At 42.3% G+C, this 23,333-nt stretch carries 24 protein-coding genes and 3 pseudogenes; 10 read left to right on the forward strand and 17 right to left on the reverse strand.

All coding sequences use genetic code 11. The annotated features are described in order from the left end of the window. Positions 1-14: 14 nt before the first annotated feature. On the reverse strand, positions 15-1,190 hold the full coding sequence (gene opgC, locus CHA6605_RS04465) for an OpgC domain-containing protein (protein WP_015158356.1): 1,176 nt from the start codon (positions 1,188-1,190) through the stop codon (positions 15-17). A gap of 22 nt (positions 1,191-1,212) precedes the next feature. Further along, the gene (locus tag CHA6605_RS04470; protein WP_051038692.1) at positions 1,213-2,445 is read right to left on the reverse strand and encodes a TonB-dependent receptor; all 1,233 of its coding nucleotides are present in this window, start codon (positions 2,443-2,445) and stop codon (positions 1,213-1,215) included. Positions 2,446-2,540: 95 nt separating this feature from the next. Here CHA6605_RS04470 and CHA6605_RS04475 point away from each other — a divergent pair, with 95 nt between their 5' ends. The 4 genes from CHA6605_RS04475 (at position 2,541) to CHA6605_RS04490 (ending at position 5,904) form a co-directional block, all read left to right on the forward strand. After that, positions 2,541-2,792, forward strand: coding sequence for a hypothetical protein (locus CHA6605_RS04475; protein ID WP_041547558.1), 252 nt, complete (start codon positions 2,541-2,543; stop codon positions 2,790-2,792). A 329-nt stretch (positions 2,793-3,121) separates the two neighbouring features. Beyond that, positions 3,122-3,859 carry a DUF4079 domain-containing protein gene (locus tag CHA6605_RS04480; protein ID WP_015158358.1) on the forward strand — a complete coding sequence of 246 codons (738 nt, stop codon included), beginning with the start codon at positions 3,122-3,124 and terminating at the stop codon, positions 3,857-3,859. A 59-nt stretch (positions 3,860-3,918) separates the two neighbouring features. After that, positions 3,919-4,296, forward strand: a complete 378-nt coding sequence (locus tag CHA6605_RS04485; protein ID WP_015158359.1) for a hypothetical protein — start codon at positions 3,919-3,921, stop codon at positions 4,294-4,296. A gap of 243 nt (positions 4,297-4,539) precedes the next feature. Beyond that, positions 4,540-5,904 (forward strand): 2Fe-2S iron-sulfur cluster-binding protein, encoded by a 1,365-nt coding sequence (locus CHA6605_RS04490; RefSeq protein WP_015158360.1) that lies wholly within the window; start codon positions 4,540-4,542, stop codon positions 5,902-5,904. A 125-nt stretch (positions 5,905-6,029) separates the two neighbouring features. Here the strand turns inward: CHA6605_RS04490 and CHA6605_RS37030 are convergent, their stop codons facing one another. Together CHA6605_RS37030 and CHA6605_RS37035 are read right to left on the reverse strand one after the other, a co-directional pair. Beyond that, a complete protein-coding gene (locus tag CHA6605_RS37030; RefSeq protein WP_041547560.1) occupies positions 6,030-6,221 on the reverse strand; it encodes a transposase in 192 nt (63 codons plus the stop codon). A 146-nt stretch (positions 6,222-6,367) separates the two neighbouring features. After that, entirely contained in the window at positions 6,368-6,832 is a 465-nt protein-coding gene (locus CHA6605_RS37035) for a transposase family protein (protein WP_051038694.1), read from the reverse strand. An 80-nt stretch (positions 6,833-6,912) separates the two neighbouring features. On the opposite strand from CHA6605_RS37035, the pseudogene CHA6605_RS04505 reads away from it, so the two are divergent. Beyond that, a pseudogene (locus tag CHA6605_RS04505) lies at positions 6,913-8,109 on the forward strand (amylo-alpha-1,6-glucosidase); the annotation flags it as partial. Between the two features lie 17 nt (positions 8,110-8,126). Here CHA6605_RS04505 and CHA6605_RS04510 read toward each other — a convergent pair. Both CHA6605_RS04510 and CHA6605_RS04515 read right to left on the reverse strand, forming a co-directional pair. Continuing rightward, positions 8,127-8,345, reverse strand: coding sequence for a hypothetical protein (locus CHA6605_RS04510; RefSeq protein WP_015158362.1), 219 nt, complete (start codon positions 8,343-8,345; stop codon positions 8,127-8,129). Between the two features lie 136 nt (positions 8,346-8,481). Next, a complete protein-coding gene (locus CHA6605_RS04515; RefSeq protein WP_015158363.1) occupies positions 8,482-9,006 on the reverse strand; it encodes a hypothetical protein in 525 nt (174 codons plus the stop codon). Between the two features lie 133 nt (positions 9,007-9,139). Here CHA6605_RS04515 and CHA6605_RS04520 point away from each other — a divergent pair, with 133 nt between their 5' ends. After that, complete coding sequence (locus CHA6605_RS04520; RefSeq protein WP_015157748.1) at positions 9,140-10,276, forward strand: ISAs1 family transposase; 1,137 nt, start codon at positions 9,140-9,142, stop codon at positions 10,274-10,276. A gap of 153 nt (positions 10,277-10,429) precedes the next feature. Here the strand turns inward: CHA6605_RS04520 and CHA6605_RS04525 are convergent, their stop codons facing one another. The 7 genes from CHA6605_RS04525 to CHA6605_RS04555 all read right to left on the reverse strand — a co-directional run bounded on the left by CHA6605_RS04525 (position 10,430) and on the right by CHA6605_RS04555 (position 16,847). Next, complete coding sequence (locus CHA6605_RS04525) at positions 10,430-10,870, reverse strand: hypothetical protein (protein ID WP_015158364.1); 441 nt, start codon at positions 10,868-10,870, stop codon at positions 10,430-10,432. 234 nt (positions 10,871-11,104) lie between these two features. Then, a complete protein-coding gene (locus tag CHA6605_RS04530) occupies positions 11,105-12,736 on the reverse strand; it encodes an IS66 family transposase (protein WP_015158365.1) in 1,632 nt (543 codons plus the stop codon). Positions 12,737-12,776: 40 nt separating this feature from the next. Next, the gene (locus tag CHA6605_RS04535; protein ID WP_015158366.1) at positions 12,777-13,604 is read right to left on the reverse strand and encodes a hypothetical protein; all 828 of its coding nucleotides are present in this window, start codon (positions 13,602-13,604) and stop codon (positions 12,777-12,779) included. Positions 13,605-13,692: 88 nt separating this feature from the next. Then, positions 13,693-13,959, reverse strand: a complete 267-nt coding sequence (locus CHA6605_RS04540) for a hypothetical protein (protein WP_015158367.1) — start codon at positions 13,957-13,959, stop codon at positions 13,693-13,695. Between the two features lie 20 nt (positions 13,960-13,979). Continuing rightward, entirely contained in the window at positions 13,980-14,585 is a 606-nt protein-coding gene (locus CHA6605_RS04545; RefSeq protein ID WP_232432184.1) for a GNAT family N-acetyltransferase, read from the reverse strand. Between the two features lie 414 nt (positions 14,586-14,999). After that, positions 15,000-16,340, reverse strand: a complete 1,341-nt coding sequence (locus CHA6605_RS04550) for an SCP2 sterol-binding domain-containing protein (protein WP_015158370.1) — start codon at positions 16,338-16,340, stop codon at positions 15,000-15,002. 51 nt (positions 16,341-16,391) lie between these two features. Then, positions 16,392-16,847, reverse strand: a complete 456-nt coding sequence (locus CHA6605_RS04555; RefSeq protein ID WP_015158371.1) for a MarR family winged helix-turn-helix transcriptional regulator — start codon at positions 16,845-16,847, stop codon at positions 16,392-16,394. Positions 16,848-17,081: 234 nt separating this feature from the next. Between CHA6605_RS04555 and CHA6605_RS37040 the strand changes: the two are divergent. Further along, positions 17,082-17,492 (forward strand): annotated as a pseudogene (locus CHA6605_RS37040) (DUF6653 family protein); the annotation flags it as partial. Between the two features lie 30 nt (positions 17,493-17,522). Here the strand turns inward: CHA6605_RS37040 and CHA6605_RS37045 are convergent. After that, a pseudogene (locus CHA6605_RS37045) lies at positions 17,523-17,687 on the reverse strand (MarR family transcriptional regulator); the annotation flags it as partial. Positions 17,688-17,985: 298 nt separating this feature from the next. On the opposite strand from CHA6605_RS37045, the gene CHA6605_RS04565 reads away from it, so the two are divergent. The 3 genes from CHA6605_RS04565 to CHA6605_RS04575 all read left to right on the forward strand — a co-directional run bounded on the left by CHA6605_RS04565 (position 17,986) and on the right by CHA6605_RS04575 (position 20,999). Continuing rightward, entirely contained in the window at positions 17,986-18,924 is a 939-nt protein-coding gene (locus CHA6605_RS04565) for a DUF4351 domain-containing protein (RefSeq protein WP_015158373.1), read from the forward strand. A 220-nt stretch (positions 18,925-19,144) separates the two neighbouring features. Beyond that, the gene (egtD, locus tag CHA6605_RS04570) at positions 19,145-20,224 is read left to right on the forward strand and encodes an L-histidine N(alpha)-methyltransferase (protein WP_015158374.1); all 1,080 of its coding nucleotides are present in this window, start codon (positions 19,145-19,147) and stop codon (positions 20,222-20,224) included. Between the two features lie 97 nt (positions 20,225-20,321). Beyond that, positions 20,322-20,999 carry a response regulator transcription factor gene (locus CHA6605_RS04575; protein WP_015158375.1) on the forward strand — a complete coding sequence of 226 codons (678 nt, stop codon included), beginning with the start codon at positions 20,322-20,324 and terminating at the stop codon, positions 20,997-20,999. Positions 21,000-21,072: 73 nt separating this feature from the next. On the opposite strand, the gene CHA6605_RS04580 is transcribed toward CHA6605_RS04575, so the two are convergent. The 3 genes from CHA6605_RS04580 to CHA6605_RS04590 all read right to left on the reverse strand — a co-directional run bounded on the left by CHA6605_RS04580 (position 21,073) and on the right by CHA6605_RS04590 (position 23,297). Beyond that, complete coding sequence (locus tag CHA6605_RS04580) at positions 21,073-21,651, reverse strand: hypothetical protein (protein WP_015158376.1); 579 nt, start codon at positions 21,649-21,651, stop codon at positions 21,073-21,075. A 178-nt stretch (positions 21,652-21,829) separates the two neighbouring features. After that, on the reverse strand, positions 21,830-22,546 hold the full coding sequence (msrA, locus tag CHA6605_RS04585; RefSeq protein ID WP_015158377.1) for a peptide-methionine (S)-S-oxide reductase MsrA: 717 nt from the start codon (positions 22,544-22,546) through the stop codon (positions 21,830-21,832). Positions 22,547-22,595: 49 nt separating this feature from the next. Further along, positions 22,596-23,297: a molybdopterin-dependent oxidoreductase gene (locus CHA6605_RS04590; RefSeq protein ID WP_015158378.1), complete on the reverse strand. Its 702-nt coding sequence runs from the start codon at positions 23,295-23,297 to the stop codon at positions 22,596-22,598. Positions 23,298-23,333 lie beyond the last annotated feature (36 nt).

Here is a 23,333-nt window from a genome sequence, read left to right on the forward strand (position 1 = left end):
GGATCGGAATTCTATTAACGTGGGATAACTTTAAACAAAACCTCCCTCTTCACCAACCACCAACACAAACCGATCGCGATCGCTTGAGCTAGACTGACGAGCCAAGTACTGCCTTGGATCAAACCTGGAATCACGAACCAGATTAAAGTCAGTGGCACATGAATAATGTAGACATATAGCGAGTTTTGACCTAATGGAATCAATAACTTACCCAGCGTTTTATCCAAAGGTATCCAAAACCGATCCACAGCCATAAACATCAGCGAAAATAGCCCTAGCAGCGTTACTAATCGAATTGGGCCATTGGTACTCCGATCGGTCAACCGCAGCCATAGGGCGCGATCTTGCACTTTCTCAGGCCACGTTCCGAGTTGGAGATCGAAGTGAGCGGCAACTAAAGCGGCAATGACGATCGCGAGCATTCCCAGTAGCACTGGTATTTTGGGCAAGCGTTTCCATATTTTTGCTAACTTGTCTTTGTGATAACCAGCAGCAACACCATGCACGTACAGAATCTGCCAAGTACTAAATACGAAGTAAGGATGAGCGCGATCGAGTGGTTGAAAACTAAACGAATAGGGATGCACCTGTTGAATCCACCACAATGTCCAAGAGGTAGTTAATAGTGGTAATAAAAGTCCCCGCCGCAGCAACCAAAATATGGCAGGAGAAGCCAATAAACACAACACGTATAGTTGTAAGATATCGACGATCGGTGGAGCTAGGTGGAGCGTGGCGGCTGCTAGCAAAATTTGCCACCATTCTCCAGGTGCGCGATCGAAACTCGGTCGAGTCATACCTGGTGCGAAAATACTCAATAATCCCAAGCCTGCAATGAGGATAAAGCTAGTAAAATACAACACTTTGGCTCGTTCTAATAACTTCTGCATCGCAGAAGTTAAGCCAATTTTATCAATTCGTTGACAGGTTACAAATCCCAGCACAAAGCCAGATAAAAAGACAAATCCTTCCGCCGAACTTGCATAGATATGTCCTTGGGTAATATTATTAAAATACGAGCGACATTCTAAGTGATTGACTACCATCGACACGATCGCCAAACCTCGGAGTAGATCGATGCGAAGATCCCGCTTCCCATAGAGTTCGGGATCGTATTGCCATAATTTTTTACGCTTAGTAGGTACTGAAGTTAGATCTGGGGATTCAACTGGTGAACTGATAATTGACATAATATCTACAACTTTAACTTAACTAAAACTTGACCCGAATTTGACCGATAACAGACTGGCTATTTGCATTACTATTAATCGGCACGTTAGTTTTGACATTACTGAAGCTATAACCCAGATCCGCTTCAAAATTGGGCGAGAGCTTGGCAGTACACTTGGTTTGATAGCCACCAGCATCAGAACTAGTGGCATTGACATTCTGTCCGCCGACACTAGCAGAGATCCGACAATTGAGGACATCTCGAATCACGCTACCTTCCCAAGCAAATTCCCCTGTATAAACTAGAAAATCTGGAGGTGCAAAATAGCCTTTGTCAGTAGAATTTTGATAATTCCAGGTAAATAAGTTACCTGCGATCGAAAACTCACCAAATTTGCGCTCGATCCGACTGAATGACTGTGTTTCTTGGTTGTTATCGCTGTAGTTTCCTAATTTTAGAGATGAAAATAATGATGTATCTTTGTCTATTTGCCAGAAGATCGATGGCCCATATCGGAGTGCGGAGATTTTATTTTCGATCGTTTTGGCATTAAATTTGTAAGCCCCCTGTTGAAGATCGGCAGATACAGTTAAACCTGTCGTCAAGGGATAGTCCACTTTGAGATTAAAATTGGGTGTAGTAGAGCCGCTCGATATATCGACTCCGACACCCGAATGAACTTTAAGCGAGTCAATTTTGGTTTCCCAATCAACCCCGATGGGAATATTAGTAACAGTGTTGGTTCCTGGCTGTTCGTAAGTGTTATAACCAGTGGTGAACAATAACCGTTCAGCTTTGCTGTCCCGAAGGGAATCGCCATTATTAAGTCGAAATATTGCAGTTGATTCGATCGTCCGGTTAACTTGACCGGAATTATTCCAGTCATTGCGGATATTGGGTTGCAGTCCCTCTAACACCACAAAAGGTACTCCAACTGGAGCAGGTTTTACACCTATATCTTCAACCGAACCAGAATTAGCTCCAGGTGAGGGTGCTGACTGAGTTGGGGGGGGTAATGAGGGAATTGGGATCTGTTCCCTTAGTGGTGATAATTTTAGATCGGGATTAAAGTTGTCCGCGCCAGCAATCAGTTGTGGAGAGGAAGATCTGCTAGCTAAAGATATCTTGTCAGATCGCTCGATCTCAGATGCAGTCGTGGCAGACGATCCAGTCGTTTTGAGGAGAAAATGGGCAAATACACTACCCGTAATTAATATTTGTTGCCACGGTAAATACTGGCGGAAAACTGTTGGAAAGTTCATCATTTTCTGCATCTGAATTATGGATTCCATGCCAACTAACTAAGATTTAAACTTCAGTTACGACTTGCAACTGACTGTATCTAATATGCCCTCAAAATTTACCTTAATTGGTATTTCAGACTTGGCACCGATCCAATCTGTACAGTAATCGCGAACTAGACGATCGGGGTCATCTGTTGGGACGAGCGGTAGCCGAATCCACATTTCATCACTTTTGTGGCTACAACTGGGATACCAAGCTGGGTTGCCCTAGTTTTGTCATAGAGCCGCCTGGAAATACGATCCAAACCGAACCCCAATCGAGATCCGATCTCCACATTTATTTGCGGAATCTAGTCCTCTGGCTAGCACCAGCATAATTTCACTATCGATCGAGGGCAATAGGCGGCTGCCGATTTCTGTCGTCGTAGCTATGTTCGATGTCAGTGAATTGACATGTTGTGAAAGTTTCTGAGAATTAGCTGAGAATTGGCTGAAAGATCCATATCCAAAAATTCAGGAAATTATCAATCTTACTTCAGGCGTGCTTAAAAAACCATTGCGATGATACTAATAACCCAAAGCTACTAAAATCGTTTTTCGATTGAGAAGTTGAGATTTCGGGAGCATCCATGTTCCCCAATCCCCCACTCGAAAACAAACCAGTAACTGACGTTAATAGTCGCTCTTCCGCTGTGGATGTATTTTTATGAATGCCAACGATCTATTCTTGCTATTGCATCCCATTTTTGCCGTTGCCGTAGTTTTCCCGCTCATCGGCATGGTAGTAAGAATGGCATGGCAAACCCGTCAACGACGGCTAGCTGTGGCAACTGGTGGGAAGAGTTCAATTCCTGGAGTTGTGGGCAAAGAACACGTAGATTTAGGTCGATGGCTGAGTGGCTCGGTGGTAGTGCTGTCTTTAATTGGGCTGGCACATCCGATCTTCTCAAAAATCCTCGAACAACAAGCGTGGATTAAATCACCATTTCGGGTGGTATTTCTCCTGATGATGTTCGTTGCCACTAGCGGTTCTCTGTTCTTTTTATATCGATCTACTCAGAAGATTTGGCTGGGCATATTTGCCACATTAACGGGGATGGGCTTAGTAGTGCTGGGTTCTCAACCAGAGATCTATCGACGTGAAGCTGAATGGTATGTTTCCCATTATTACTATGGGATAATTGCCGCGATGTTAATGATTTTTTCATTAGCAATTATTCAAGATATTTATCGCGATCGTAGCAATCGTTGGCGCAACGTGCATATCATTCTCAATTGCTTGGCACTACTATTATTTATCGGTCAGGGGTTTACTGGCACGCGAGATTTGTTGGAAATTCCACTGAGTTGGCAAAAGCCCTATGTAGAATCGCTATACAAATATGAATGTGACAAAAAAAACTGCTCGATCCAACCTCAATCTGTACCATCACTCCCAAAATAGTCGATCTTAGTACTTGATTTTACTTGTAACATTAACCATCCAATTCTAAGATTTACAATATGAAAGCTACTTCTTTTTTACTGACAGCAATCGCTCTAGGTACGATCGCAATTTCTAACATTCCCTTCCAATCGTTCGCACCTAATTCGCTCCAAGCATCCGCCCAAGAAGTCAAGATCGCTCAAACTGAAACCACCCAAACAAAGATCGACCAAATTACAGCGATTAAAGGTAAACCAGGTAGTGGAGATTTACTTCGCAAACTATATCCCCAAGATCTCAATCCAATTGGCGTGCAACCAGGTGGTGCGGGTATGGTAGTTAATCTGTACAGTAAAAAGAATGACACTACGCTTTCGCTCTGTACTGTTTACGATGTGGTGGTGGCAGTTAAAAAAGGTAAAATCGCTAGGTTCAAGCCTAGTGAAGTTAAGTAATATACTCGGCGATCGATTCTAGAATTTAGTATTCTTATTCTCTCGATCGAACTAGATGGTGGGCTTGATTGTCCACCATCTATATTTTGCCAAGATGTATTGCCGCAGATATTTGGATAAAGCTTCTAAAACGATCGTCGATCTCGATCGATAATATTCACAGCCAACATAGAATTTACCCAACTACTTAACCCATTAATTTGATTCTCTTGGCAAGAAGATACACCAGTGAGGAATTAGAAAATGCTAGAAAATATCAAACAAATTTCCAATCCTATTCTGAGATCGATCGCGGCTGGTATCTTTCTGGGTAGTTTAGTCACAATCCCCGCTGGACTTGCCTTGGAATTATTTAAACCTCCAAAGCAGCCAACTCCCGAATCTGCAAATAAATTAGTCGTCTACACTTCCTTAGCGAGTACGGCAATTGGTGCGGCGATCGGTTTGAGTTTGGGTAAGCGTAAAGATAATGAAGTTGACTCTAACGATTTAGACGATCGAGAATTATTAAATTTAGGATGGCATGATTGGCGAAAATTTATCGTTATGCGGAAAATAAGTGACAGTGATAATATTACCTCTTTCTATTTATATCCTGAAGATAAAGAGCCAATTCCAGCTTTTATGCCCGGACAATTTTTGACGATAAAACTCGATATGCCAGAGCGAACCGAGCCAGTAATTCGGACTTATTCTCTATCTGATTATCATCAATCTCCGCTTTATTATCGCCTGTCGATTAAGCGCGAACTTGCACCAGCCGATACCGATTTACCACCTGGAATTGCTTCCAATTTTATGCACGATCGCATTCAAGAAGATTCGATAATTTGGGTGAAACCTCCGGCTGGCAAATTCGTACTCAATCTTCATCATTCCCAGCCTGCGGTACTAATTAGTAATGGTGTCGGAATTACGCCGATGATTAGTATGGCAAAAGCGGCGACGCAACTAAATCCATTGCGGCATATTTGGTTTTTACATGGTGCTAGAGATAGCCGAAATCATGCTTTTCGCGATGAAATTAATGCCCTCGCTGCCAGTCATCCCAATCTCCATGTTATCTACTGTTATAGCCAGCCGATGGTGATGGACATCGGACATTATCACCAGCGAGGATATGTCGATGCTGCTCTGATTCAAAATATTGTGGCACCAGAAATGCAGCAATTATGTGGTTCTACTGAAGCCGATTATTTTCTGTGTGGTTCGACATCATTTATGGATGCGCTTAGATCTGGATTGAGAGATTGGGGGGTGCCAGACAATCGAGTAATGTTTGAATCTTTTGCTAAGGCAATGCCAAAAGCAGCAAAAGTCGGTGGATCTGTAACTACGGTAACTAGCGATTCTAAGGAAGTTGTCTTCAGTAAATCGGGTCAAACGCATACTTGGAATCCTGCTGAAGGGACGATTTTAGAGTTCGCTGAAGCAAATGGTCTGCGTCCTGAATATAGCTGTCGCGCGGGGGTTTGTGGCACCTGTATGTGCAAGATTTCGGAAGGGGAAGTGGAGTATCAAGAAGAGCCAAGTGCGACGATCGATCGAGGTTCGGTACTCATCTGTATTTCTCATCCCAAGACGGCAAGAGTAGTTCTCGACTTGTAGATTAGTTGATAGTTGATAATTTAATCGTGTTGCAACGACTGCTAGACTATATTCGCGATCGAATGGCTCTCCCGTACTTGGAGTGATAAGCTAAACTTATTCAAATGCTCGGAGTGAAACGGAGATTATTTGAATAAGCAAGCTAATAATTTTTCTCGCATCGAATCGAAGTCATTAAAGCCATAGCTTTGCCGGACAATTAATTTGATTCTAGTATTAATACCTTCCGTTACTCCACTTGTTGTTCTACTCAAAAAGTAATTAGCAATTTCTGGCAAATGCTTTTCGAGAGTATCGGCGATGCTAGTAAAAAACAATCGAGCATATTTTAACCACTGTTACTTCTAGTAAAGAGCTTTTTTCTAAGTTAGTTACCACTGTTGCAAACTGACCTCTTCCTTTTCGGCGGCTAAATTCATCTAAGCTGAGTCGGCGAGGCTCTCCCCAATCTTGCTTGGTGCGCTTAACCGTCGGGGAACCCGACGAGCGCGCATCCGCTTTTTGCCAACTCTCTCTTCGCTATGCGACTAAATATACCTTGAACTTGTTCGGAGCTTAATCGCTCTTGAACACTTACTTGCTCGACAGTTAACTGTTTAACTTGTGCATAGATATAATCTTCATATCTACAGGTAAATCCTCGTCTTTTTTCTACCCAATCTAAGACTTCCGTTGGATATCTTCCGCAATCATTACAATAATATTTACGTCGAGGTACTTTTAAGTAAACTAATCTACCGAAAATCGATAAATCTCTCACTAATACATGACTAGTGTCATGGAGATGATCGATGTATTTATGACAATGTGGACAATTAATCCCTTCGTTATTTAGTTGTAGTTGCAAGCAAATAAAATCAGTTTCTTGGTAACAGGTGAATACTGTAGCTTGAGGCAAATTCAGTAAAGAATTCAGGTGAAAGTCCATAGTCAGGAACAGGGTAAAATGTAGCTTAAGCTACATTTTACCCTGTTTTGCGGAGAGAGCCATCTGCATATGCCCATCAACAAGATCGTCCGGCTTGGATCGAACGATTGGTATTAGCCGCCGACCAATTTATTGTAGAACGTCCACTTCCCGACGCACCCAACGGTAAAACCATCATCGCGGGCTATCACTGGTTTGGAGACTGGGGACGGGATACGATGATTAGCTTGCCAGGATTGACGATCGTAACGGGAAGACCAGAAATTGCTCGATCGATCCTACTGACTTTTGCTAAATATGTCGTTCGCGGAGCGTCGGCTTTGCCGAATCGGGGCATGTTGCCAAATCGCTTTCCCGATGCGGGTGATGTACCGGAATATAATACTGTCGATGCGACGCTCTGGTACTTTGAGGCGATTCGTAGTTATTACGATGCCACCGCCGATGATGACTTATTAACCGAACTTTTTCCCGTGCTGGCAGAGATTATCGATTGGCACTGTCGCGGCACTCGCTATAATATTCACCTCGATGCTAGCGATGGGTTGTTATATGCTGGCGAATCGGGCGTGCAATTGACGTGGATGGATGCCAAAGTCGATGATTGGGTCGTCACGCCGCGTATTGGTAAACCGATCGAAATTAATGCGCTCTGGTATTGTGCCTTGCGATCGATCTCTAAATTTGCGCGTCAACTTGGCAAACCTTATAAAGAATATGAAGCACTAGCCGATCGGACTTTAGCAAAGTTTTCCCGCTTCTGGAATCCCGATCTGGGTTATTGCTACGATGTCCTCGACAGTCCCGACGGCGACGATCCTAGCTTGCGTCCGAATCAAATCTTTGCCGTATCGTTGCCTGGAATAGGCGAGAAGGGCTATGCACCGCTCTTGACACTCGATCGACAGCGGTGCATCGTCGATACCTGTGGGCGGCACTTATTAACCTCCCACGGCTTGCGATCCCTAGCTCCCAATCATCCTCAATATCAGGGATACTACGGCGGGAGGCAGTTGCAGCGGGATGGAGCCTATCATCAAGGTACGACTTGGGGTTGGCTGTTGGGGTCGTTTGTGTTGGCGCATTTGCAGGTGTATCACAATCCTACTCAGGCGCGACAATTTCTGGCACCGATGGCTCATCATTTAATGGCGCATGGTTTGGGCAGTTGTAGCGAGATATTTGATGGGGATGCGCCGATGACTCCAAGGGGCTGTATCGCCCAAGCTTGGACTGTTGCTGAAGTCTTGCGGGCTTGGGTGGCAACGGAACAGTAGATCGAGTTGTGAGCCATTTAATAGCGCGGTTGGCAATCTACAAAACTCAAAGCCTCTCGATCTAGAAAACCTGCAATCGCCATTTCTAAAACTGCTTCGACTGGATAATCAATTTCTTTGGCGCGTCTTTCAAACGCTTCTCGAATGTGAGGAGGAAATGCGGCTAACATCATCCGTGCTGCTACCGGATTCAAATGTTCGACGCTTTCTGGTTCGGAATTAAAAGTCGCTGTCATAGTAGAATATCTCAATTACTCATCTGTTATCGGGAAGCTTTGCTAAAAAATTGAATTCGATCGATATCTCAAACAACTTTGCTTACATGACTAGAGGGGCTAAGCTGCTAGTTACCAAATTATGGAAGATAATCATTTATATTTCTGTGTTATTAAAGTATGAATCTATCGTTTCCTTTAAAATAAAAATACTATCTTCTTGAAAATGATTTAAATTTCCTCTGAAAATCAACCAATATCTCGACAAATCTTCATTTCCATTTCTCACTGATTTGTTGAATAGCTCACAAAATATGTTTGCACAAGAATCACGAATTTGTCTGTTTCTTACAAAAGCAATATGTACTGTATTCCAATGTGAGTCTGTTAGCGAATCAAACATGTCAATCAAGAGACTAGAATTATTACGTGCATTTTCATAACTGCTAGATGTTTTGAATTCCTCTACGACAACATCAATACTATTAAACATTTCACTCATAATCAAACTACGCAGATGCTCATCATAACGATATCTTTTCCAGATCGACAATAACACATCAAAATCAATTCCTATTATTCGACTTGAAATCATTTCATCTATTTCTTCGAGTATTTGCTTGAATCCAAAATTTTCACTGTCTTTGTTGACATTTTCTAAGTCATACCAGGGTGAACGCACTTAAATCTTATATTATTAAAAACACTTAGAAACTAGATGTAAATTTGATTCATCAAAGATGTGAAATCTATACCCGTCGATAGCTTTAGCTAATTAATTGTGTTAAGTTGATTTGGAACTAATATCATGTAAAATGAAGCTGAAGCCTAAGCATAGTATCGCAGAACACTTTGACGACATAGAAGACATTAGGATTGAACGTGGAAAAAAACATAAACTAATCGACATCATCACGATCTCCATTTGTGCTGTAGTATGTGGGGCGGACGGATGGATAGATATAGAAATGTATGGTATAGCCAGAAAAAAATGGTTAGAAAAGTTCCTAGAACTACCGAATGGAATCCCATCTCATGATACATTTGCTAGAGTATTTTCACAAATTAATCCTGATGAATTTAATAAATCATTCCTGAGTTGGATTAAAGGAATAAGTAAAATAACCGCAGGAGAAATAATTGCCTTTGATGGAAAACAATCTCGAAACTCAGGAGATGAAAAGAATGGTCAAGGTGTAATTAATACAGTCAGTGCCTGGGCTGCAAGTAATAGATTAGTATTAGGTCAAAAGAAAGTAGAAGGAAAATCTAATGAAATCACAGCACTTCCCGAACTGATTCAAATCTTGGATTTAGCAGGATGTATCGTTACCATCGACGCAATGGGATGTCAAAGAGAAATAGTCAAAAAAATCGTCGAAAAAGATGCAGATTATGTAATTGCTGTAAAAAAGAATCAACCGACCTTGTACAAACAAGTAAAGCAGCTATTTAAACAAGCAATTGAAACTCAGGGAAAAGACCTCAACCTGAGTAGCTTCAACAGTAGAGAGATGAATAGAGGTAGAGAAGAAATTCGTAATTATTTAATGATAACAGATGTTGCGGAGCAAATAGATCCACTGCAAAAATGGAAAAAGTTAACTAGTATTGGCATGGTAGAATCAGTTCGAGTTGTCGGCGGAAAGACGAGTGTAGAAACTCGTTATTTTATCAGTAGTCTAGAGAGCGATGCTCAAAAATTAGCAGAGGGAATTAGAAGTCATTGGTCGATAGAAAATTCTCTTCACTGGGTGCTTGATGTTGCTTTTAAAGAAGATGATAGTCGAATTAGGAAAGATAATGCTCCAGCTAATTTTGCGATTTTACGACATATAGCAGTTAACATAATTAGTGAAAATAAAAGTCGAAAGTTAAGTGTTAGAAGTAAGAGATTCTTGGCGACACTTGACGAAGAATATTCAACTGAACTTTTAGAAGCTATTTTGTAATTTATTTGCACTAATTAATCTCGGCTTGACTAATGAGTTGGTCGAGCTTTCTGCTACACTAAATTAAATTAATCGGATCTCATGTTTGATTTTAGTTTCAATTGGCATTGTAATAAGTGCAATTAGTTAGTAAGTACGATTGAGTTAGCTATTCTAGTTTTGATCGATCGAATTACACCCGATTTTGATGCGTTCACCCTGTAAGTCATACAACATGATTGAAGCTGCACGAAAAAGATCGATCAATTTTGCGCCTGCAATGTTTATTCTAATTTGTGAATTGACAAAATCATCTAAAATATTATTGTCAAACGAGCTTAAAATTAGCAATTCTCTGAGAGAAGCATTTTTAAGTTTATCTAGTAAATGAGGCTCGATTTGGTCTTCATTAAAAATATCTTTTTTAGTTCGGAGTGAGATGAGTTGATTTAAGTTAGCTTCATGAAGTTGGCTAATTAAAGCAGGTCGTATAATAGTTTTATCTATTAAATCATCATTGCATATTTTTTTTAAGTCAAGTAACATACTAAAGTGAAAATCAAACTTACTAACGACAGCTTTTTCAAGAAAAGGTATCCGAATAGCTTTGACCATAACATCTACATTCTGTCGGTCGAATTCTCCATCTCCACTCTCTTCATCAAAAATAAATAATTCTACTTTATTAATAAAAGTCTCTAGCTTAATTTGGCATGGCTCATCAATCTTGTCCCAAGCATTAATATTAACTAAATAGGTAAGCTCTCAATAAAAGCTGGCAAGCAAAAAAGCTGGTCATGATAAAGACCAAAATAAATGTACTCGCGAAAATAGTTTTCAGTAAAAAGTCTAGGTCGGAGCGGGAATCTTCGCCGCAGCTTTAGCTCGAATCACATCGGATAACGATAGTACTTGCTCATCTCCATGTAATCGAGAGGTGAGATAATTCCAAAACGAAATTCCTAACTTCCGGCAAGTCTTTTTCAAGCCAACGAATGTATCTCTAGCTTTTCTACCTAGTTCAGAGCGTGTGCCTCCACTAATTTTCCGGCGAGTGACATATTCTCTAATATCGGTTTCTGCCGCATTGTTATGTAAGGGGAATTCTGGGCAATCTAGTACCTGTAGTAGTTCAATCTTATGATTTCTGATTTGATTAAGGACACCATTTAATAGCCCATGACGAATATAACAACGCCCAAATATTTCATCAAATTTACTTTGTAAACTTAATGAAAATTCTCGGTTAGGCTGCTGCTGATACTGTTTTAGCTCTTGATAGTAGTTCCACAACAATCCTTGCATTTCGATAATATTCTCTCGCTCTTGCTTATTATCACCCTCTAATTTTCTCAAACCTCTCTCAATATGAACCCAACACAATCCATGCTGCATCACATTAAATTGTCCCGCCCCGTCACTGATGATTCTCAATGCTTCACTTCTACCTACAATGTTCAAACCACCTAACAGTGCTGCTTCTGTTAGTACTCGTACTGTTTTGATATTCTTTATTCCGCTCGACAATAGATGCTCATGCCATTCTTCTTTTGTCGTTGCTAATGGCTCATCCGAATCACTAATCTCACTTAGCTGTTTTTGTGGGAGCTGGTAGTTCTCCAAATATACTTTTGCCTCTTCATTTAATACATATCTTTCTTCTCCTGCTTGCAATATTTTCAAAAAGTTTTCTCGGCTCTTCGAGTCACTGCTGTGGAAATACGCAAAGTCCTCATTGCCAATTACTGTGCAGTATCCATTCTTCCCGTTATGTCTTGCTCCAGTATCATCTGTATGGATGTATATTGCTGTTTCTAGCCCTGCTTTTAATACCTGGTGTTGTTCTTGCTCAAATATTTGATGCTCTTCATTTAAGAGCCGATTTACTTGTCCTGTCGAAATGTCTATTCCCCATTCTCGGAGTTGCTCGTAAATCAATGGCTGTGGTACTCTGCACTGATAGTGCTGATACATCACATAACACACTAATCCTGGCCCATAGTGTCTTCCCTGATATTCTGCGGGTAATTCTCCCACCACTGTTTTTCCTTCTACTGTGATGTACTCAGCTATCTGAAACCTAATGTTATGCCGCTTAATTATTAGCTCTTGTACATCGTAGTTTCGATATCCATTGAATTTGGCATTCTCAGGAATACTATTTGGCTCGATGGTTATTTCTTCGTCGATCTCAAAGTTTAATTTTTTACTGGACTTTGCCGAACCTGCTCTTTTATCCGATTTTATCTCTTTCTCTTCGGGCTGATTTAGCAGACTGGCACTTAGTTTCGGCTTTCCTTTCAGTTTCTTTTTTGTTCTTAATTCTGCTTCTAATTGTTCTATTCTTTCTTTCTGATTTGTCAGTTGCTTGGATAGTTTGTCAATGAGCTTTCTTTGTTCTTCTACCAGCCGCCGCAAACCTTCTACCTCTGTGGCTATGGTATTTGTTTCGGTTGGACTAGTTTCGCTGTTTATACTCATCTCTTTGTTAAACCAGATTTTTGCTCTTTTGGCAACCCCCTCACTTACCAGCTTTTATTGAGACGTTACCTAAATAGTAAACAACCTTGTCAATATTCACATCTTCAACCTTTGTTAAGATAATACGAGACAATTCTTCTTTTAAAATATTATATGTGTCTACTGGGTGAATTATTGAGACAGCATTCAAAGCAGTGAATTGACGTTTTCTTTCCTCTTCAGGATATTTTTTTGTTAGCAAGCTTACTGTTAAGCCAATCACAATATCTTTTACCAATATACGCCGAGCGCGACGTAGTGGACTTTTCTCGAAATGCTTTACAGCTAAATCCACATCTACTGGAAAATATTCAGATTTAATATCTGCAAAAATTCTGTCTTTGGCAGCTCGCCCTTGAACGGGTGGACGTTGTAATAGATGAGTTACAGCACTTCTTAGGTGGTATCTTGCTAGTTCTGCTGTTGCTTCAAATGGCTCTTCTAAAGATGTTATTGAAGGGTGAGCGCAACGACTTCTATCTTCTAATAATCTCTTGATATCTGATTCTTCTATATATGAAATTAGTTCAAAATCTTCTCGTGCAGATTGAGGAATACTTGATTCAAAATCCCAAAGCTCTTTGTACTTCTTGTCTGAGCGTAGTTGCTCAAATATTGCTAATTTTTGCACAGCTTTTTTGTCATCAACAAGCTGTAGCTCTTGAAGCTTATGAATAAAATCGAAAACAACTGCATTCCATGTAGAAACAATACAAGAGCGAAATGCTCCGACGCGATAACAATTAATTGCCTCTTTGATAAATTTCTTAGAATTTTTATCTCTACAAAGCAATATAAGCTCGTCCAGATCGATAAATGCTTCATACATAAGAGGAATATCAAATTTGAGATTACCGTTATTATGGTACCCAAAATATATCCATTAAAGAAATCGCTCTCGAACTTACTGTGGAAGTTTAAGTTCTAATTTTGCCCGCCAACCGCTCCTGAATTTGCATCTGAAAGCTGGAAGCCAGTTCTTCAATTTCTGCTGGCGACATCACATTTCCAAACTCCTCATTTAGAAGATCGATAAACTTCCCGCGCTCGACTCTATTCAAGGCTAACTCAATTACCTTATCCAAATGAATTCCCCAGTCAGCCCCAGCACTAATATCGCAGCCAACTTCCTCTTCAAACTTAGCCATCTCACGAGCTTCGGCTTCAGTAATTTTAAATTCCATAATTCCCTCCATTCGTCTATTTAATCATCCGATTCGATACCTTCATCTATCCTAGATTCCTCGATCGAAGCAGGATCGCGGCGATACCACTCAAAATAAGTCAAGTTCTCCTTTTCAGCATCCGACCCTCCATCAATCATGCCCATCTTACGATAAAACATCTCAGCAGTGGGCAAAGAATGTAATCCTACTAATCCACCATAATCTAATTCTTCACTGCGGAACCGAGCAAATCGGAGTAATGCGCTCCCCACTGCTCGAAACCCATTCAGATTGGGATTTGAGAGCCGATTCCAGGGTGCTGTTGCTAGCGAATGAACGTATACCAGTCGGCGGTTTGTGTCTATCTGAGAGCGATAGCCCCTGACTTGAAGAATCATCATTCCTTGAGTCAATTGCTCGCACTCGATCGCATAGCCTTCATATATCCCCGCTCCACCTGCTAAATAAATACGTTGTTTTTGTTCCCAATCCCAATATTGGTCTTCATCAGCCGAGGTTCTGAGTTGCTCCCGCCATACCGCTCTGAAATCATTCAAGTGCTTGGTAGTCAAGGTCACTAATGAACCCACGATCGATGAAGCATCTCGGACTCGAATTAGTGGCACTTCAAACTGAACGGACAAAATTTTATTTTTCCTAATGGTGGTAGATACTGGCAGTATCATCACGATCTTACAATGAGAATTACTCACTACGATCGAAACTGTTGGCTACTAGTCAAGTACCCTCTCAGCAAATTCTTATTTGGGTTTCAGGCTTGGTTCAGATCGATCGGTCACAATTGTTTTGTAGATGAAAACCTAATTAATCAAATTATCGCTGGTGTGGCGATCTCGTTGGCGAAGCCTCGCTGAAAGCGAATCGCGATACCAGCCATTTCTTACCGAGATAGGAAGCACAACCATGACAATCGCGCCAACTCCAGAAGAAATCAGATTGCACGAAGCACAAGCTCACGCGGCGTACTGGCGACGCTGGGGGCCTTATTTGAGCGATCGCCAGTAGGGTACCGTACGCGAAGATTATCTAAGAAGATTTCACGCCGGAAAACATTTACCAAATGCTTGAAGTAGTTTGAGCGATCCGCGAACCCGAATTTTACGTCGCACCAACGCCCAAACGATGTTTCGTTCCTTAGCAAGAAAGCCCAACCAAGTCTGGCTATCTGCGGTTACAGACAGATTTGCCTTGCCAATATGACCTTCTTGAATTTGGAGCATTAGATCGCGAATTACTACCGTCACACAGCGGGATTCAGATCCAGTAAATGTGAAGTGATAAATAGCATTCAATCCTTTTGACTGCTGTTGTTGAAATAGCAATGGCAATCCAAACACAAAGCCCTGAATCGATTGGGGGCGAATGCCACTACTGACGAGCTTGACTTTTTTATGTGGAAAACGTTTGGCAACATAGGTTTCGGCATCCGATCCGGGGATGACATAAATTGTCTCCGGTTTGTCCTGTAATGGCTTAACTACCTCACGCACAAACTCCTTACGATCGGTCAAAAATGCCCCAATGACATCTTCCCCAGCCGGACATGCAGCAATACAGTAAGCGGCTTTATAATTCGCCTTAAAAGATAGGCTTTGCCACATGGAAGCTGATTCACTAGCACTAACTTTTTGGCGATATTCTTTGACATTTTTACTCTCGACGATCGTCTCTGTCCAATCCGTAAATCCGCTCATAAACTCGCGGTAATTATGGGTATAACAGGCTGAGAAACCGAAACTACCATCAGCCCCAATCGCGCCTACCGGACAAGCTACAACGCACAATTTGCACTCAATACAGGGATTGTATTCGATCGGATAGTTATACTCGGTAACTTCTCTATCGATTAAAACGGTTCCCAAGGCGATGAAATTACCAAATTTGGGATGAATCACATTCCGATGAATACCCATGTGTCCCAGTCCAGCGGCGACAGCCACAGGTTTATGCGAGACAACCCAGACTTTACCTGGAAAGCGATCCATCTCCATCGGAAATGCCGAGGCTGGATTTACTGCTCGAACCCCGATCTGCGCTAGTGCTTTAACAATGTTTCGCGCAACTTCATTCGCATGGTCGTAATTAGCATGAAATTCCAGGTTAGCGATCGATCGAGCTGGAGTCCTCACATCTTCTCGATTCATCCGACAGACGAAACTCACCAACGTTTTAGTCGGTGCAAACGTATCTAGAATCTCTGCGTATTGGTCGGCGATTGTGGCTCGATCGATCTCCACAAATCCTACATCATCAGCACCCGCCTCGATACACAGCGTTCGCAAAGCTGCTGAATTCAAGCTAATGCTGGTTGTCGGTTGGATATCTCCAGATCGATCTCGCCACCACTTAACGGTGGGATGGTTATCAAATTTAGCCATTGAAGCCTCCAATATTTATATGTATATACATGTTTTTGACAAATTTTTAAGCTAACTGAGTTTTTTTACATCAGACAATAGCGACAGTAACGTTTGCCATTCCTGTCGATCGAATTGTTGCATCACCTGAGCTTGAGCTTGTTCCCACAATGGCAGTGCCTGAGCCAATATCGCCTTACCCTCATCCGTCAGGGACACCAATTTGACCCGCCGATCCTCGCCTGGATCGATCGAAACCAATCCCCGTAGCTTTAGCAGCTTGAGATTGCGGGTTAAAGTGGTCTGATCGGTATACAACTCTTGTGCCAAGCGGGTAATCTGTGCAGACTCCATCAGATTAATGCAAACCAGCAGCGTAAACTGGCTCAACACCAAATCGACAGGGCGTAATGCCGCATCATATACCTGCGTGATAATCCGTGAAGCACGACGGACGTGCAGCCCCATACAGGTTGCAGGTACTTGACTCATTCCAGCAAGTTGAGATTGGGAAATGCGATCGCTCATATAATATGTATATACATATAGTGTGAATTTGTCAAGCGAGAATGGCGCGCAAATTGGAGCCAGTCACCAGGGGGGATGGACGGGATTGGTCGCAAAGTTAATTCAACATTTGCGCCCAAAAAGTAGGGAGATTTAGAAAATGAGGGTGGCTGCTCGATTGAGTTAGCAGCGATATGAGCAACCTCTGCAAGTGAGTTAAGCTAACAGGTAATAATGTTTCATGGAATTTTGACTATGACATTTGAAAGAAAAATAGCCGCAGCCTTTAAGATGAGCGATGAAGCTTGGCTCCGTCACGCCAATCCTTGGAGCGGCTGGACACGTTTTACCACCGTCTTACCGCTACTTATTTTGGCAATCTGGAGCCGTGTTTGGTTGGATTGGTGGTCGTTATTGCCGATTACCGGAGCAGTTCTTTGGATGTGGTTCAACCCTCATGTTTTTCCTAAGCCAAGCTCGACGAAAAATTGGATTTCAAAAGGAGTTCTAGGAGAGAGAGTTTGGTTAAACCGGGATCGAGTTCCTGTACCTCAACATCATCAGCGTATTCCTAATTTCCTGAATGGGATCGCGGCGATTGGTGGAGTGTTCGTAGTTTGGGGATTAGCGATTCTCAGTGTTTGGGGTGTAGCTTTTAGTTACACCCCAAACACTGAGAATCGCAATAATCACAACCAAAGAAATAAAGTGAAATGGAGTCAGATCGTAAGGTTCGAGCCGCTCTATAAAATCTCTGTACATCAGTTGAGATGCCAGTTTCAGTTGATGCCCCAAGTTGTGAGGAGCGAGAGCATATTTCCATTGCTGGAGAAAATCAGCATTGGACGATGAAATAGGCATTCGAGCGAGGTATTGGCGATCGAGCCAAATAGTTAATGTATTAATTATCCTATAACAATCGATGCGAAGCTACGAGAGAGACTCGACATGGTTGTAGCAAGGTCTTAAAATAAGGGCACATAACATGGTCTTGCAATAAATACTATGGTGCCCACAAAGGTTACTTTAGAACGATCGCAGATAAATTTTCTGGCTCAGTTTGGATTTGGGATTTAAAGATAAGAGTTCTGTGCTCAGCATCATTACACCAACAACACTAGGAGTTAAAATGAGTGCAAATTTCCCATAACTCATTTCCATGACACAATTCCCCCATGATGAATTTGCCAAAAACTTCTTAGATTCCTTATTATCTCCTTTAGGAACCGTAGAAATTTCGCAACAAATTAGTAGTGAGGTGCGTTATGCGGATGTCTATTTTACGCCCCAACCCAATGCGGTTAAAACCGACGAGCTAGGATTGCTGGCTAAACTAGCTACCAGCGCAGTCGTATTTGAACCATTTCGCAATTCGGTGAAGATACCTCAAATTCGGGCTTGTATGTCGAAGTTATTTGACTTGCATCAGGCTCTAGGCAAAGAGGCTAAAAAGGAAAATCAATCGGAATTAGCCGAAGATAGTTTGCCGATGTTGTGGATTCTGACTCCAACTTTATCGGCACCCATTCTCGAAGGTTTTGGAGCTAAATTGGATTTAGAGAATTGGGGCGAGGGCGTATATTTAATGCCTACTCATTTTAAAACGGGGATTATCGTCCTTCATCAGTTACCGAAGACACCAGAGACTTTATGGCTTAGAATATTGGGTAAAGGGCGGGTGCAAGAGCAAGCGATCTCAGAAGTAGCAGCGTTACCAGCTCAACACCCACAGCGGGATAATGTGTTGGATCTGTTGGGTAATTTGAAGGTGATTCTGGAAGCCAGAACAAATATCGAACCAGAGGAGCAAGAATTAATTATGCAATTATCACCTTTGTATCTGGAAAAGATTCAAGCGGCTGAGTTGGTTGGCGAGCAACGTGGGGAGCAGCGGGGTGAGGTGAAGGAGGCGCAAGCTTTAATCCTACGTCAATTAAAACGACGGGTAGGGAGCGTTTCAATAGAATTAGAATCACAAGTGAAAGCATTACCGTTAGCTCGATTGGAGGAGTTGGGGGAGGCGTTGTTAGATTTTAGTCAGATCGGGGATTTGGTGGCTTGGTTGGATGCCGATTCTCGCTCGTCAGACGCTACATAAATGACCGCGATCGGGAGTTAAAATTGTCTGACATGTAAATTAGGTCATCGGTCCGATCGAGTCTCTACAGGCTAAATCGCGCTAGATGGCGATCGCAGCATTTCTCAACAAATTCTCATTTTCTCTTCAGGAGTGATTCAGCTCGATCTGGGATCGTAGTGATTATCGAGGCAAATTTAGTTCCCCGATAACCTAACTCTATCCCCCAGCCCCTCACCAGATGAACGTCAATCGGATCGGGAATGAATCGATTTTCCAAGGAGCGACTATCGCCAACGAGCATCCCCGTTTTCGGTGGATTAATTTTAATACCATCGCAGCAGCGATCGATGATGGTAGGGATGTAATTCAAGGGCTGAGTCAGAACCAAAAAACTCTACCTTGTCGCTACTTTTATGACGATCTCGGATCGGAATTATTCGAGCAAATTACCGACTTAACAGAGTACTATCCCACCCGCACCGAACAGGCGATTCTCGAAAAATATGCCTCAGAAATTGCCTCACTCACGGGTACCTGCGAATTAGTAGAATTAGGTAGCGGTAGCTCTCGAAAAACTCATTTATTATTAGAGGCATACACTCAACTAGATCCTCAACTGCACTACTATCCGATCGATGTCAGTGCTGGCATTCTCAAGAGTACGGCTCTAGCATTGTTGGAACGCTATCCCAACTTAAAACTGTGTGGCTTGGCGGGGACTTACGAGCAGGCTTTGGCGCAATTACCACCAGCAGAACTAGAGAACCGGATGGTGATTTTTCTGGGTAGTACGCTCGGAAATCTTACCGATCGAGAGCGTAGCAGTTTCCTGACTCAAATTCAACAAGCACTCCAACCTGGAGAATTTTTCCTACTAGGGGTAGACCTCCAAAAATCGATCCAGACGATCGAAGCTGCGTATAATGACGATCGAGGGGTGACGGCTGAATTTAACCTCAATATCCTCAGCCATCTCAATCATCGTTTTGGAGGTGATTTTGTACTCGATTCTCCAGGGGAGAGGCTTCGCCAACGATTCGAGCATTTAGCATTCTACAATCGGGAGCAGCATCGGATTGAAATGCACCTTCGTAGTTTGGTAACTCAAACTATAACTCTCGCTCGATTAAACTATCGAGTTACATTTGAAGCTGGAGAAACGAGCCATACCGAAATCTCGCGCAAGTTCGATCTACCAACATTAGTAAACGAGCTATCAGCTCATGCTTTTAAGCCTCTACAAATCTGGACAGATCCACAAGATTGGTTTGGATTGTTGCTCTGTCAACGTCAATGTACTGTAGAGGAGTGTCCTTGAATCAGTCGATCTCTATCCAAAAATCCTACTTGGTGCAACACATGCGGAGGGAAACTCCGCGTGATTGCATCCGCAAAATCCAAAATCCAAAATCAACATGGCAGCACATATTCTTTTAGTTGAAGATGAAGTTAAACTCGCCCGATTTATCGAACTGGAATTGGAGAGTGAGGGCTATCGCGTCAGTGTGGCACACGATGGGATGGCGGGACTTGCGCTGGCGCGGGAGTCGGCACCAGATCTAGCGATTTTGGATTGGATGTTGCCAGGACTTACGGGCGTAGAACTCTGTCGGCGATTGCGATCGACTGGTATATCTATCCCCGTAATTTTACTAACAGCCAAAGATGAAGTGGGCGATCGCGTGACGGGTTTGGATGCTGGAGCCGATGATTATGTCGTCAAACCGTTTAGCATCGAAGAACTACTCGCACGCATCCGTTCTCATCTAAGACGTACCCAAAAAACCGACGAAGATCTGTTGCAATTTGAAGATTTAACTTTAAATCGGCGGACTCGTGAAGTCCATCGCGGCGGTAGATCGATCGATTTAACAGCCAAAGAATTTGAGTTGTTACAATACCTATTGAGTCATCCACGTCAAGTATTTACTAGAGAGCAAATTATCGAAAATGTGTGGGGATTTGATTTTCTGGGCGACTCAAATATTATCGAGGTTTATGTTAGATATCTCCGCACGAAGTTAGAGCAAAATAATGAGCCAAGATTGATTCATACCGCGCGGGGTGTTGGCTATGCTTTGCGGGAGCAATAGCAGCGATAAGAATTTTGATTATAACGGCAAAAGCTAGCAGCGGCAGATAACCTTTAAAACATAGCAGCAACTTTCAACCGTCCGCTGCGGTACCAGAAATTTGTTTTTTGTAGATACACAGGAAGTTTTCTGCATGGGTAGCCCCTAGTAATTGAACCTCTATGGGAAATGAACTAAGCGAGGCAATCTCTCCTTCAACCCCAAATTTTCTTGCCCCAGCAGCGGCTCCTGCATGTAAATAAACTACAACTGGTTCCAGTCTCAGCCAAACCCCTAACCGTCGTGCAACATCATCTGCTGTTGTGGCTCCTAAACCTTTGACACGATCGACAATAGACTGCACCCAATCATACACACTCTCGAAATCTTTGAAGTCTTCTGGTTGTCTCTTGTCAGTTAATGCAACCTCTAATCCTTCAAGTAACTTATTGGCAACCCGACATTGATGACCATGCATTTTCCCATGCGAAAGCCGAGATTGCCAAGCTCTTGAAATCGCCTCTTCCCAAATTAATGTTTCATCACCCCACCACAGATCTTCTAATTTGTAAGAATCTCCCCATCTGTCAATATATTCATCAATTAAAAATTGTAGGCTGCTTCGAGCGAGAGGTTGCTTTTTACTTTTGCAGCTTTGGAGAACTATAAGCATGAAATTCAAGAGTAGTCGATGAATGTGTTTACGTGACGTAACATTACCCTTTAGTGTAGCCATCCAATTAAATGACTGTCAAACTCCAATAGTGAATTTTTAAGAATCGCGACACCTAAAAGACTGAACAGCTTAACTACATGGCTATTGATTAGAATGATTGGATTCTTTTAATTATTTAACGTCGAACGAGATCGGGGAATTGTTGCCGTAATAGATTGAGTTTGGGCAGATCGTGAACTACCACATAGGGATATGTTGGATTGCGATCGATAAAATTCTGATGGTACTGCTCCGCCGGATAAAACTCATTTAATGCAACTAATTGTGTCGCGATCGGTTGGGTAAAGATGCGAGCTTGATTCAGCCGATCGATATAAGTTTTTGCCACCTGTTGCTGTTGAGAATTGGCAAAAAAGATTGCCGATCGATATTGGGTGCCATTATCTGGCCCTTGTCGATCGATCTGGGTGGGATCGTGAGCGACGAGAAAGTAAATCTTCAACAGTTGTCCGATCGAAATTTGCTGAGGATTATATGTAATTTTTACAGCTTCGGCTTGACTCGTTCTCCCACTGCTGACGGTATCATAATTAGCCGTCTTCGCATCTCCGCCCGAAAAACCAGAGACAACATTAGAAACACCTTTGAGATTTTCAAATACTGCTTCCACGCCCCAAAAACATCCGCCAGCAAGTACTAATGTCTGTTCCCCCTTTGCAGTAATCGCAATATCGCTAGGCGGCTCGATCTCGATGCCAGCGATCTTCGCGGGAGTTGCATTTGCAACAGCGGAAGAACTCGATCTTGAAATCCCACAAGAGACAGTCGTAAGCGATAATAACGAGAGAATAAAGACAAGATGAAAATAACGATTGAAAATATTAGTTGACATATCTGAAGAATAAATGATTTTTTGACTCAATCGAATCCGCCCATCTTATTTATAATCCCCCAAACCACTCATAACCTTGGTCTTCCCAATAGCCCTGCTTGGTTGCTAATCGATCGAGTAAAGTAACTCTAGTCACCCATTTACTTTGCTTGTAGCCCAGCTTAATCGGTGCAGCAAGACGCAATGGTGCCCCATTGTCTACCGGAAGCGGCTGACCATTTTTTTGATATGCTAATAGCGTTTGTGGGTGCATTGCTGAAGGTAAATCCCAACTGTTATAGTAACCATCTCCAGATTCAAAATAGACATATCGAGCTGTGTTTTTTGGCTGTGCTAAAGCGATTAAATCTTTAAGTCTTACCCCGCCCCACTGCACGATCGCCGCCCAACCTTCGACGCACACATGCTGAATTACCATCGATCGCAATGGCAATTTTTGAATATCATTCATACTCAATTGCATCGGCTGGTTCACTGCGCCGTCGATAATTAATTTAAAAGTAGCCGGATCGATTTTGGGAGTATCGTTAAAACTATTAATCAATAAAGCTTGAGGTTCGATCGAGCTAACTGGATATTCACTTGCTAGAGCTTGCGGTTTGAGTAAAAATTCTTCGACTCGTTGATTGAGCGGATCGATCGCATTCCCGATATTGGTTGAATATTGATTCAATCCACAACTATCGAGCACTAAGCCCATGCCTGCGAAACCAGATAGTTGTAATAATTGCCGCCGATTTAGGGAGTTCATAATTAGTTGGGAGTTGGGAGTTGGGAGCTAGGAGGT

The organism is Chamaesiphon minutus PCC 6605 (genome assembly GCF_000317145.1).
In the GTDB taxonomy this organism is placed as follows: Bacteria; Cyanobacteriota; Cyanobacteriia; order Cyanobacteriales; family Chamaesiphonaceae; genus Chamaesiphon; species Chamaesiphon minutus.